Annotated in this window: 13 protein-coding genes; 3 read left to right on the top strand and 10 right to left on the bottom strand. The window is 64.1% G+C overall.

Annotated elements, in window-relative coordinates:
• Nucleotides 1–198 precede the first annotated feature (198 nt).
• The 8 genes from H8S62_RS04375 to H8S62_RS18760 form a co-directional block, all read right to left on the bottom strand.
• Nucleotides 199–900, bottom strand: coding sequence for a hypothetical protein (locus H8S62_RS04375; protein ID WP_186918596.1), 702 nt, complete (start codon nt 898–900; stop codon nt 199–201).
• A 211-nt stretch (nt 901–1,111) separates the two neighbouring features.
• The gene (locus H8S62_RS04370) at nt 1,112–1,297 is read right to left on the bottom strand and encodes a hypothetical protein (protein WP_155191740.1); all 186 of its coding nucleotides are present in this window, start codon (nt 1,295–1,297) and stop codon (nt 1,112–1,114) included.
• Nucleotides 1,298–1,560: 263 nt separating this feature from the next.
• Nucleotides 1,561–1,989: a hypothetical protein gene (locus H8S62_RS04365; RefSeq protein ID WP_186918595.1), complete on the bottom strand. Its 429-nt coding sequence runs from the start codon at nt 1,987–1,989 to the stop codon at nt 1,561–1,563.
• Nucleotides 1,990–2,009: 20 nt separating this feature from the next.
• Entirely contained in the window at nt 2,010–2,327 is a 318-nt protein-coding gene (locus H8S62_RS04360; protein WP_155152237.1) for a hypothetical protein, read from the bottom strand.
• A 1-nt stretch (nt 2,328) separates the two neighbouring features.
• Nucleotides 2,329–4,548 carry a hypothetical protein gene (locus H8S62_RS04355; RefSeq protein WP_186918594.1) on the bottom strand — a complete coding sequence of 740 codons (2,220 nt, stop codon included), beginning with the start codon at nt 4,546–4,548 and terminating at the stop codon, nt 2,329–2,331.
• Nucleotides 4,549–5,172: 624 nt separating this feature from the next.
• Nucleotides 5,173–6,588 (bottom strand): phage terminase large subunit, encoded by a 1,416-nt coding sequence (locus H8S62_RS04350; RefSeq protein WP_186918593.1) that lies wholly within the window; start codon nt 6,586–6,588, stop codon nt 5,173–5,175.
• Between the two features lie 146 nt (nt 6,589–6,734).
• The gene (locus H8S62_RS04345; protein ID WP_155152108.1) at nt 6,735–6,896 is read right to left on the bottom strand and encodes a hypothetical protein; all 162 of its coding nucleotides are present in this window, start codon (nt 6,894–6,896) and stop codon (nt 6,735–6,737) included.
• Between the two features lie 30 nt (nt 6,897–6,926).
• Nucleotides 6,927–7,106: a hypothetical protein gene (locus H8S62_RS18760; RefSeq protein WP_155152110.1), complete on the bottom strand. Its 180-nt coding sequence runs from the start codon at nt 7,104–7,106 to the stop codon at nt 6,927–6,929.
• 571 nt (nt 7,107–7,677) lie between these two features.
• On the opposite strand from H8S62_RS18760, the gene H8S62_RS04335 reads away from it, so the two are divergent.
• The 3 genes from H8S62_RS04335 (at nt 7,678) to H8S62_RS04325 (ending at nt 9,240) form a co-directional block, all read left to right on the top strand.
• A complete protein-coding gene (locus tag H8S62_RS04335) occupies nt 7,678–8,070 on the top strand; it encodes a thioesterase family protein (protein ID WP_186918592.1) in 393 nt (130 codons plus the stop codon).
• 3 nt (nt 8,071–8,073) lie between these two features.
• Complete coding sequence (locus H8S62_RS04330; protein WP_155152114.1) at nt 8,074–8,547, top strand: YbaK/EbsC family protein; 474 nt, start codon at nt 8,074–8,076, stop codon at nt 8,545–8,547.
• Between the two features lie 126 nt (nt 8,548–8,673).
• Nucleotides 8,674–9,240, top strand: coding sequence for an HdeD family acid-resistance protein (locus H8S62_RS04325; protein WP_243255301.1), 567 nt, complete (start codon nt 8,674–8,676; stop codon nt 9,238–9,240).
• An 86-nt stretch (nt 9,241–9,326) separates the two neighbouring features.
• Here the strand turns inward: H8S62_RS04325 and H8S62_RS04320 are convergent, their stop codons facing one another.
• Nucleotides 9,327–9,998, bottom strand: a complete 672-nt coding sequence (locus H8S62_RS04320; protein WP_155152118.1) for a TIGR03936 family radical SAM-associated protein — start codon at nt 9,996–9,998, stop codon at nt 9,327–9,329.
• Entirely contained in the window at nt 9,988–11,826 is a 1,839-nt protein-coding gene (locus H8S62_RS04315) for a TIGR03960 family B12-binding radical SAM protein (RefSeq protein WP_155152119.1), read from the bottom strand. Before H8S62_RS04315 ends, H8S62_RS04320 begins: the two co-directional genes overlap by 11 nt.
• Between the last annotated feature and the right edge of the window lie 103 nt (nt 11,827–11,929).

Below are 11,929 nucleotides of genomic sequence, written 5' to 3'. Positions count from 1 at the left end.
GCTTTTCGCTCCGCTCCCCGCTTAGTCCCCTGCTCACGGGCGCTCAGCGCTTCTCCTTGTCACGCTCGCGTTGGGCGCATGGCCGGGGTGATAAGCCGCCATTGCGCGAAAAATGCCGTTGGGCTTGCGTGAGTCGCCCAACCTGTTTTTTCGGCTCCATGACGTCTTATCCCCCCTATGCGCCTGCGCTCGCGCTTCCTACTCCCCCTCATTCCACCACCGCGAGATGAGGTCGCCGCTGTCGCCGGGGGCGCTCTGGGCCATGCTGCCCATAGCCGTCCGGCGGCTGCGCCGGTCCTGTTCCCCGGCGGCGAGCCGGGACTCCAGCGTGCGGATGCGGTGGAGCTGGTAGGCGCCGGTCAGGCTCTTTCCCCCGGCCACCATCTCCCAGACCTCCTTGGGGATGTCCTCCGCCTTCACGTCCGGGTAGTCGGATACAAAATCCCGCATATCCCGGTCCAGCGCCTCGGAGCGCATTCGCTCCTCCCAGTCCCCGCTCTGAGTCCCGCCGGGGAGCGCCGTCTCCCGGCACCGCTCCAGAAACGCCTCCGTGCTCATACCCGAGCGCCGGGCCATCCCCTCCATCAGCTCCAGGGCCGGGGCGGCCTGGGCGCGGAACCCCCGCAGCTCGTCCCGCTCCGCGCGGATGCGGTCGTAGTCCATCCCCTTCTGGGCCAGGGTCACGGCCTCCTCCCGGGGCACCTGCCGCACCTCGCCCATGTACTTCAGCTCCAACCCCTCCGGAGCCGGGGCCGGGGCCGGGGCAGGCTCCGGCTCCTCCTGCGGCTCCCGGACGGGCGGCTGGTCCGCCGCCTCCCAGGCCGCGCTCAAGTCCTCCGCCGCCCCGGCGGTGGTCTCCGCCTGGACGGCCTGCTCGGTGTCCATTGCTTCCAGTTCCATATTCTCTGCTCCTTCTGCCTCTGGTCGGGCAATTTGTTCTCCGGGCCCGGATGGTCTTCCGGCCCGGGAAAAAAGAAAAGAGAGGCCGCCGGCACCTCACGGTGCCGGCGGCCTCTCGGGCTCTTGCTTTCAGCGTTCTCGTACAAATTGTCGTAGTAAAGCCGGTCTATCAGCCGCCGCGGGCGGCTGATAGGGTTCCCCTCTCCCCTGTCTAACCGACGTAGAGGATGGTGTCCTCCCGGTCAAACGCCTCGGGGAGCCCCTTCTCCAGCACTTCGATGCGCATCAGGATCTCGTCCCGGTCCTTTCCCGTGACATTCCTGTTCGTCCATTCCCTCATCAGCCCCAGCTCCCGCAGCGCTTGCTCCAGCTTGTCCTTGCCGAAACCCGTGGGCACCAGAAAGCATCGAAGGCCCAGTTCCTCAGCCGCAGGCTTCCAATACTTTCTGTATATACTTTGAAATGCAACAAATATCTCAAGGCCGAAATCTTCTCCGGGTCTTTCATCTCTACTCACTGAAACTGACATCTTATCCCCCTCCAAAAACTGCGTAAAACTCATAATCCGGGAACAACTCGCTCAACTGATCCATCTCAGCATGAAGGCCTCCCGCAGGGCAGGGGCGGAGGGCTTCCCCAAACGTTTACCTTCCCGCTCGTCTAACCGACGTAGAGGATGGTGTCCTCCCGGTCAAACGCCTCGGGGAGCCCCTTCTCCAGCCCCTCGATGCGCATCAGGATCTCGTCCCGGTCCTTTCCCGTGACATTCCTGTTCGTCCATTCCCTCATCAGCCCCAGCTCCCGCAGCGCCTGCTTCAGCTTATCCTTGCCGAAGCAGGTCGGCGCAATAAAGCACCTGATACCTAATTCCTCAATCGCCGGCTCCCAATACTGGTTATATATGCTCTGAAACGCAACAAATATCTCAAGGCCGAAATCTTCTCCGGGTCTTTCATCTCTACTCACTGAAACTGACATCTTATCCCCCTCCAAAACTGCGTAAAACTCATACTCAGGAAATTCCTGGCTTAATCTGTCCATGGCCGCCTGCACGGCCTCCCGCAGGGCAGGGGCGAAGGGCTTCCCCAAACGTTTACCTTCCCGCTCGTCTAACCGACGTAGAGGATGGTATCCTCCCGGTCAAACGCCTCGGGGAGCCCCTTCTCCAGCCCCTCGATGCGCATCAGGATATACTCCTGATCAGACCCCGTGACGTTCTTCTTCGTCCATTCCCTCATCAGCCCCAGCTCCCGCAGTGCCTGCTCCAGCTTATCCTTGCCGAAACCCGTGGGCACCAGAAAGCATTGAAGGCCCAGTTCCTCAACCGCAGGCTTCCAATACTGCCTATAAACCCGCTGAAATGCAACCGGAATTTCAAGTGAACCCTCTTCGCCGGGTCTCTCATCTCTGATTATTGCAACTGACATACTAATTTCCTCCAAAAACTGCATAAAATTCATAATCCGGGAACAACTCGCTCAACTGATCCATCTCGGCCTGCACGGCCTCCCGCAAGGCGGGCGTGTCCGCGCTAACTCGGAACACATAGGTCCGTATCCCCCTTAACCCTTCTGTTGAAGGTAATGTGGGAGACACTTCGCTGGACATGCGGAACTGTTCTTGCTGTAGTGCGAGTATCCTGTTTTTTGTTCTGTTAAAGATTTGCTTATATGCCCACTGCTGTTCCGTCTGCGGAAAATTAGGATTTTCCATATACAAGCTGCTTGCATCCTTGTCCTCATAGATGATCTGGTCAATCAAATCCACATCATCCAGCTCAGAATTGCGCGGGCCGTGAATATTAACTTCCTTGTATACCGGGTCGGTTTCCGAGCTCTCGTGCCGCGCCTTCGCCTGCAGTATCTCCCCGCCCCGTTCACCTGTTCCTATTATATCATGTTCGCCGGGAATTTCAACGCTTTTGGGAACATTTGTTCCATCGTCTTCCGGCCCCCGCACGCTGGGCTCCGTGTCTCCCCAGCCGTCCTCCAGGGCCTTCCGCGCGCCGTCGTCCAGGGACTCGTCCGCCGGAGCGCCCGCGCCTTCTCTCAGCGCCGCCAGCCCCCGGGCCGCCAGGGCCGAGAGGCCCCCCGCCGCAGCGCCCGCCGCTGCGGCCTGGCCCGGCCGGCGCAGCCAGTACTCCATCAGCGCCCGGGCCCGGGCCTCGCCGCTCTCCAGCCCCTGGGCCTCCAGCGAGCGCACCATGGACTCAAACTCCCCCTTGTCCCCCAGGATGAAGGTGTCCGCCAGCTCCGTGCCCACCTGGCTCAGCGCCGCCTGGCCTGCGGAGAGTCCCGCCTGGGCCGCCGCCCCGGTCACCAGCTCCCGCACCGTTTTCGGCGCCGTTTTCCCCAGGCTGAAGAGGTTCTCCAGCGGCAGGAGCTGGCTCACCGCCTCTATGGTCCCCACCGCCGTGCCCATCGCCGCGGCCTGCCCGGCGCTTCCGCCCCGCTCCGCCGCGCCGGTGGCCGCCTCGCCCGCCGCGCCGGTGCCCTGGTAAAGCGCCGCGAACCCCGGGCCCAGGAACAGCTTGCTCCCCAACCTGCCCATCCCAAGCCCGAGCCCCGCCGCGCCCGCCGCCGCGTCGCCCCAGAACGTACTGCCCGTGGCCTCCTCGGCGGCCTTCCGTGCCGCCGAGCGCACGCCCTGCTCTGTGTCGTGCTGGAGATGGACGCCGGAAAAGGCCTGCGAGTTGGGGTCCACAGGGACCTCCTCCCCGCTCAAAAAGTTTCTCCATGCCTGCTTCATCGTCTCTAAATAGGCCGACGGCGAGGTGAAGGAGCCTGCTATGTTGGCTCCCACCGCCTGAAACGGTTGCTCCTCCGCCCATTTGGGTTGCTCCACCGACTCCCGGGCGCGCTGCCGCTCGTTCAGGTCCCGGTCCAGGGTCTCCAGGTAGGCGCCGATTTTTTCGTACTCCCCGCGCCCCGCGTAGTACATGATGACCGCACGCTGCTCCGGCTCCAGATAGTCCAGGTTCTCCATGGCGTACTCGCTGTTGCCGTCGCTGTGCAGGCGTCTGTAGCCCGGGTCGTTCAGGGTCTTCACCGCCCGGCGGCCCCGGTCCTCCCGGTCCCCATAGGCCCCGGTCCCAAAGCCCAGCTCGCCCAGCATCCGCAGGAACGGGTCCTCCGACGGCCTGCCGACCCGCTCTCCCGCCGCGCGCATCCCGGCGAAGTCCGGCGCGCCCAGCGCCGTCTCCTCGTACTCCGCCCGCTCCGCCGCGCTGCGCCACTTCCACGCGTCCTCCCGCTTGACCGCCGGGGCCGCGCCGCTCACTGTGTCCACCCGGGCCCGCTCCTCCGCCCGCTCCCGGGCGGCCTCCACCGCCCGCTCCACCCGGGCCTGCTCCTCCGCCTCCTGCGCGATGTGCCTGGGCAGCTCCGCGCCGCCCTCCGTCGCCCGGAGCAGGTCGCTCCAGGTCGGGCGGAATTCATCCGCTTCGCCGGAGCCGCCGGAAGCAAATCCACCCGTCCCGGGCGTAAAGCCGCGGGCGCCGCCTCCGCCGCCGGAAGCAAATCCGCCCTTCCTGGGCGTAAAGCCGCGGGTGCCGCCTCCGCCCATGCCGCCCGGCTGGAGCGTCAGTCTCCCGCCCCCGTCTCCGCCTTGCCGGAGCGCCGTCATGACCGGTCCGTAGCGTTTCGCCATCCCCATGCTCTTCCTCTGTTCAACCGACCCTCTCTGCATATCACTACTCCTCTGTTTCCGTCCCCCGTCCCGGCCCGGCGCGGCAGGCCGGCGTGTCCTAAGCCGTACGACTGCGCAAAAACCCTCCGGGCGGCTTTTCGCTCCGCTCCCCGCTTGGTCCCCTGCTCACGGGCGCTCGGCGCTTCTCCTTGTCACGTTCGCGTTGGGCGCATCATACGGTGCGGCTTCCCGCCGACTCCGGCGAAAGCCGGTCAACGCCTGGCGGGATACGGCCTTTTCCGGCTTTCCCCGTCGCTCTGGTCCATCCGCACCTATGCGCCTGCGCTCGCGCTTCTCCTTGTCACGTTCGCGTTGGACACGCGGCCGGGTCCCTAAGTCCTCCGATTCGCCCCGGAACCGGAAGCCCTTCCGTGAGACGGCCTTCCTGGGTTCCAGGTCTCACTCCGGCCTTAGCTTCCCTGCGTGTCTACGCTCGCGCTTCCTTGTCACGCATCGCACCCTCCGCGACGGGTCCTAAGCCGTACGACTGCGCAAAAACCCTCCGGGCGGCTTCCGTGGGCCGCCGCCCTGCGGCTTTTCGCTCCGCTCCCCGCTTGGTCCCCTGCTCACGGGCGCTCGGCGCTTCTAACTGTACATCAAGTACCCCTCGTCCGCCGCTCCGCCGCACATGGCGTCGTCGTAGTCCTCGCCCCGCTCCTCCGGCTCCTCCCGCACCGCCTGCCGGATGGCCCCCAGGGTCCGAAACTGCACGAAATACCGCAGCGCGTCGCAGATATGGGTAATGTCGTGAGGCTCGGTGGCGCAGTCGGAGGGGTTCTTGTCGCTGTGCCGGAGGGCCGGGAGGTTGCGGATGATGCAGGGGCAGTCCTCCGTCACCAGCAGATTGGGCCGCCCGTCCGCCCCCGGCTTCAAATACTCCTTCAGCGTCAGCCAGCCCTGGACCCGGCTGTTGCTGGCCCTCGCCAGCCCCACGCCGTTCCGGGCGAAGACCTCCGCCATGGTCCGTCCCGTGTCCTTCTGGGTGCTCCAGAGGTCCGGCGGCGCGATGGTGTACTCAATCCGCTCCTCCGGCAGCGTGAGGCCGCGCATGAGCGCCGCGGCGTCGGAGACGATGAGCCCCGGCTGCTGCACCTCCCGGTACACCCAGGCCCGCCCCCCGAAATCCACCGCCACCCACAGGCAGGCGAACATGTCCAGGCCGTAGTCGATGGCGCGGTAGCGGGGCCACTCCTGGGGCAGCAGGAAGGGTTTTACCACGTGGGTCTCCCGCCTGAACTCCGCGAAGAACTGCCCCGCCATGGCGTCCCAGTCGCCGTAGCGGTGGGCCGCGCGCAGGTCGTCCGGCAGCAGGTCCAGCATCTGGATGTAGTCCGGCGAGTGGTCCATCAGGGCCGTGTTGTCCTCCACCGTGGCCGGGATGAACAGGTAGTCCTTGGGGTTCTCCCCCGCCCGGAAGTCCCGCTCCACGAAGAGCCGCTTGACCCACAGATGCCCCACCCCGCCGGGGTTGCAGGTGAGGTACATCCGCTTGGGGATTTTGTTCACGCCGCGCAGGGTGGCGGCCAGCACCCTAAACTCCCACTCGGTGAAGTGGGTGGCCTCGTCCATGAAAATCCAGTCGTACTCCTGGCCCTGGTACTCCGTGACGGCGTTTGCGCTCTGGAGGTGGCCGAACTTAATCATGGACCCGTTGGCGAAGAAGAGGGTCCGCATGGTGGCGTTGTAGGTGAAGAGCCTGTCCCCTGCCGGTTTTCCGTCCAGGGCGGCGGTGTTCAGAAGCTCGATGAGGGGGGAGATGATGGTGTTCTCCAGCTCCGGGTAGGTCCGGCGCAGCATCAGAATCTTGATGCCCGGATAGTACAGCGCCCCGCCCACCCCCTTCACCCGCACCGCCCAGCTCTTGCCGCCGCCCCGGGCGCCGCCGTAGGCGGTGTAGCGGTGGTTGGAGGCCAGGAACCTGGCCTGCTTGGGATTGGGCCTGCCCAAATCCAGCTTGATTTCCCCCTTGACCGCCTTGCGCGGAGCGCCTCTGTGCGCCATGTTCCCCACCTCCTGTCATTGCAAGCGGGCGCGGCAGTCCGCATTCCCGTCGGAATGCGAAAAAAAGAGCCAGTCAGCACGGTTTCCCGTACCGACCGGCTCTAAGGCTCTGTCGTCAGTTCCATTTCTCTGTCCCGGCTGCGCGCCTATTGCGTCGACAGCTCCACTTCCTTGTCCCTCTTGCACCAGAGGAGCACGCCTCTGGCCTTCGCGCCGGGCGGCACCCGGCACAGCTTCCCCCAGCACTTGGGGCACAGGGCCCACCCGTCCCGGATTACCGCCTTCAAGCTTTGAACCTTACCCTCCAAAACAATCCTCCTCCCCGCCTGCGAAACCGCCTATTTCACGTACTCGGCGGCCGCCTCAGCGTCCCCGCCGCCAAAGGTCACCGTCACGCTGATGCCGCCCCCGCCGTTCTCCGCGGGCCTGTCGGCGTATCCGCCGTAGCAGGGCTGCTTGAGCCGGAACAGGCTCATGCTGTCGCTCCGCTGCTCCAGATCGTCCCGTATTCTCAGCATGGCCTTTTTCAAGACCTGTGAGAGCCGGGTATAACGGTCCCTCTCATTGTTCAGCCAGGCGTTAAACGCTCCCTCGGTTATATTTAAATATAATATCAAACCGGGTTTTGTACATTTCCTTCCTCCCTCCTCACAGGAGGAGAAGTATAATTGACATTGTCTCTCCAGTTCTTCAGGCGTATAGGTAAGCTCATCCTTACTCCCGTCCCGATCTCCTCCGGTGGGTCTGTCCATGTTCTGAAACACCGCCTATCCAACCTGACGTAAATCTTTATATTCTATATATAGCGCCCCCTCCCGGGCTTGTCAATCCCCCCAAAAAGCAATTAATGTGGACATACGGCGTTTCGATACAATATCTTGTGCCCGCCTGCACAAAAACGCCCGTCCGGCTCTCCCCGCGCAGGCCTCCGCCCCCGTCCGGGCGGAGGCGCGCCGTCCTTCTCCGCCGCAAATCCCCCCTTGCCCTTGACACCCCCGCCTCATGCATTTCCCGCCCTCCCCTCTTGCATCCGCCCTTCAACTGTTGTAAGATAGGTGCAGTTTGAATTCCAGTAGGAGGCGTATGAATATGCAGATCGAAATCGGCGCTATGGGCCGGGCGGAGACCGCCGTCACCGACGCCAATACCGCCATCGCCGCCGGGTCGGGAACCCTTCCCGTCTTCGGCACCCCCTTTATGGCCGCTCTGATGGAGCGCGCGGCGGTCAATGCCCTTGCCCCATATCTGGATGCCGGCGACGGCTCCGTGGGCACGCGGCTCGATATCACCCACGACGCGGCCACCCCCGTGGGCATGTCCGTCCGAGCCGAGGCCGAGGTGACCGGCCTGGACCGCCGCAGGGTGGTCTTCGCCGTGCGCGCCTTCGACGAGGCCGGGCAGATTGGCGGCGGCGTCCATGAGCGCTTTGTGGTGGGGGCGGAGAAATTCCTCGCCAAGGCCCGGAGCCGGAAGGAGGCATGAGCCATGTCCATTGAGATTGTCCGCGACTACTTCCGCTCCCTCGGGCGGGAGGGGGATATTCTGGAGTTCCCCGTCTCCTCCGCCACCGTGGAGCTGGCCGCCCAGGCCGTGGGCTGCGAGGGCGCCCGCATCGCCAAAACCCTCTCCTTCCTGGTGGAAGGCGGCTGCGTCCTCATCGTCTGCGCCGGGGACGCCAAAATCGACAACTCCAAGTTCAAGGCCCAATTCCACACCAAGGCCACCATGCTGACCCCCGAACAGGTGCTGGACTTTACAGGCCATGCCGTGGGCGGGGTATGCCCCTTCGGCATTACCGATGAGCGGGTGACGGCCTACCTGGACGTCTCCCTGCGCCGCTTCGGGACCGTCTACCCCGCCGCCGGCTCCTCCAACTCCGCCATTGAGCTCACCTGCGACGAACTGGCCGGGTACGCCCACAGCGCCGGCTGGGTGGATGTGTGCAAGAACTGGCAGTAGGGCGCATCGCCCGCAGCGGGCCTCCCTTTTGACAAAATTTTGCGATTGTCTAGTGACTTTTGCCGCCTTGGAGGGTATACTGTCATTCAGAAAGGAAGGGATTTTATGCGGGAATTCCTGAAGAATATGAAAGTCAGTTTTCTTCTGGCCTCCGTGCTCTACATCGCCCTGGGGCTGGTGCTGCTCATCTGGCCCGGCATCAGCAGAGACCTTATCTGCTTATCCTTCGGCCTTCTGCTCTTAATCTACGGCATTATCACAATCATCAGCTTTTTTGTTCACGACAGCCGGCTGGGCACCTTCCGCTTCGAGCTGATTCTGGGCATCGTGGCGGCGGCGGCCGGGCTGCTCTTCCTCATCAAGCCCGAGTTCGTCAAGTCCGTCATCCCCGTCGTGCTGGGGATCTACATCATCATCGACGCGCTGCTCAACCTCAAGCGCTCCCTGGAGCTGCACAGCCTCCAGTACGGGCGCTGGTGGGTCATCCTGGTCCTCTCCCTGGTGTCGGTGGCCCTGGGCGTGCTCATCCTCTTCCGGCCCGGTATGACGGCCGACGTGCTCATCATGGTCATCGGCGGCGTGTTCGTCTACAACGGCCTGTCCGACCTGTGGTCCATCTTCAAAATCAGCCGCATCACCAAGGAGTACCGCAAGAACAACCCCATCATCATCGACCCCATCGATATTGAGTAGCCGAAGCTTGTCAGCGAAGCCCCGAAGGTCCTCTTTGACAAGCTGAAGAGCCGCCCTCCATCTGGAGGGCGGCTCTTTTATGCATATTACTCCCAGGACCGGAACCCGGCGTCCAGCACGTCCTTGCGGTGGAAGGTGACGAAGTCGGGCGCGGCGTCCGGGCACTCGGTACGGATGGCTTTCATAATCAGCTCCGGGTTCAGCCCCGGATTCTGCGCACGGATGACGACGTCCAGTGCAATGGTGTCCCGGCGGCCCTCGCAGGTGTATTTTGCAATCAGCGGGATGATGTCCACTTCCACCTGGCCGGACTTTGCCTTCCTGGACTTCTTGACCACCACCAGACCCTCCCGGCCCAGCAGCTCCCGGATGGCGGTCTCCGCCCCGAAGGGCGCGCCGTTCTCGTACTCCAGGGAGAGGATATAGTTCACATAGGTCAGGGCCTTCACGGGCGTCTCCGCGTCATAGCACTTCTGCACCACGATGCCCTCGGGCATCACGGCGTTCAGCCGGGCGGGGACGCTCTCCTTCGCCGTCTCCCCCACCAGCTCGAAATCCAGCACCTCGCACTCGCTGGAGAAGCCTACGGACAGGGGCAGCGGAATGGAGACAAAGGCGTGGGGGTGGAAGCCCTCGGTGTGCTTAATCTCAATCCCCGCCCGCAGGAACGCCCGCTGGAAGGTGGACATCAGGTCCAGGTGGGAGATATACTTGGCCCGGCCCAGCTTGGAGAAGCGCAGTCGGTGACTATTCCGCATCGCAGACACCCCCTTCGTAGAGCTTATCCGCCCCGCAGGCGGTGCACCGCCTGCGGCAGTCGGGGGTGACGGCGGCCCTGTAGCACTGCTCCCGCTCCCGCCAGAGGTAGTCCTTGCGCACGCCGGTGGAGATCATATCCCAGGGCAGCGCCTCGTCCCTGCTCCGCTCACGGCCTGCATAGAAATGGGGGTCCACGCCGCAGCGCTCAAAGGCGTCCAGCCAGCGCTGGAAGCTGAAGTACTCGCTCCAGGAGTCGAACCTGGCACCCGCGCGCCAGGCGTGTTCAATCACGTCGGCCACCCGCCGGTCGCCCCGGGCGAAGACCGCCTCCAGGAAGCTGGTGTCCGGGTCGTGCCAGTTGTAGCTGATGGAGCGGCCCCGCATATTCTCCCGCAGGAGCTTCACCCGGCGGTGGTACTCCTCCATGGAGATCTGCCCCTCCCACTGGAAGGCCGTGTGGGGCTTGGGCACGAAGAAGGCGGTGGAGACGGTGATGCGCACCCCCCGCTTGGGCTCGGGGGTGTACTCCCGCCAGACCCTGTAGACCTTCTCCGCCAGGTCGGCGATGCCCAGCACGTCCTCGTCGGTCTCGGTGGGCAGGCCCAGCATGAAGTAGAGCTTCACGGAGGACCAGCCGCCGGAGAAGGCGGTGCGGCAGGACTGGAGGAGGTCCTCCTCCGTCACGTTCTTGTTGATGGCGTCCCGCAGGCGCTGGGTGCCCGCCTCGGGCGCGAAGGTGAGGCCGGACTTCTTGCCGTGCTGGAGGCGGTGCATCAGGTTCATGGAGAAATTGTCCGCCCGGAGGGAGGGCAGCGCCAGACTCACCTTCTCCGGCTCGCACCACTCCAGCAGGCCGTCGCACAGGTTCAGCAGGTGGCGGTAATCGCTGGTGGAGAGGGACGAGAGGGTCATCTCCTGGTAGCCCGAGTCCTTGCAGGCGTCGATGCCGTACTTCACCAGCAGCTCGGGGTCCCGGGAGCGGACGGGCCGGTAGGCGTACCCCGCCTGACAGAACCGGCAGCCCCGGATACAGCCCCGGAAGACCTCCAGCGTCACCTTGTCCTGGGTGATCTCGGTGGAGGGCACAATGGTCTTCACCGGGAAGTAGGACTGGTTGAAGTCCTGGACGATCCGCTTGGTGACCACCTCCGGGGCGCCGTCCCGGGGGGTGATCGCGGCCACGGTGCCGTCCTCATGGTAGGAAACATCATAGAGCGAGGGCACATAGAGGCCGGGGACCCGTGCGGCGGCCTGGAGAAATTCCTCCTTGGTCCAGTCCTCGCTCTTGGCGGTCCGGTAGAGCTCCAGCAGCTCCACGGACACGTCCTCGCCCTCGCCCAGGGAAAAGATATCCACAAAGGGGGCCAGCGGCTCCGGGTTGAACGCGCAGGTGCCGCCCGCCACCACAATGGGCGAGAGGCCCCGCCGCTCCGCCCCCCGGACCGGAAGGCCCGCCAGGTCCAGCATATTCAGTACGTTGGTATAGGCCATCTCATAGCCCAGGGAGAAGCCGATGAGATCAAAGTCGGCGATGGGGTCGCCGCTCTCCAGGCCGTAGAGGGAGAGTCCCTCGGCGCGCATCTCGGCCTCCATATCGCCCCAGGGGGCAAAAACGCGCTCGCACCAGCACCAGGGCAGATTGTTCATCACCCCGTACAAAATGCGCACGCCCAGGTTGGACATACCAATCTCATAGGTATCCGGGAAGCAGAGGGCATAGCGCACCTCAACGGCTTTCCGGTCCTTCACTACCGCATTATATTCGCCGCCCGTGTAGCGGGCGGGTTTCTGCACCCGTGGGAGGATGCGTTCCAAGCTTCGATTCATGCCAAACCCCCGTCTGTCTCATATAACCTTAATATTCTACCTGTTACATGGGCGATTGGCAAGACTATTTTCTGTTTTTCGGCTATATTTGAGGATTTGGCTC

The organism is Lawsonibacter faecis (genome assembly GCF_014287675.1).
Classification (GTDB): domain Bacteria; phylum Bacillota; class Clostridia; order Oscillospirales; family Oscillospiraceae; genus Pseudoflavonifractor; species Pseudoflavonifractor faecis.
Note: the sequence above shows the minus strand (reverse complement) of the source record. Positions and strands in the feature narration are given on the sequence as shown.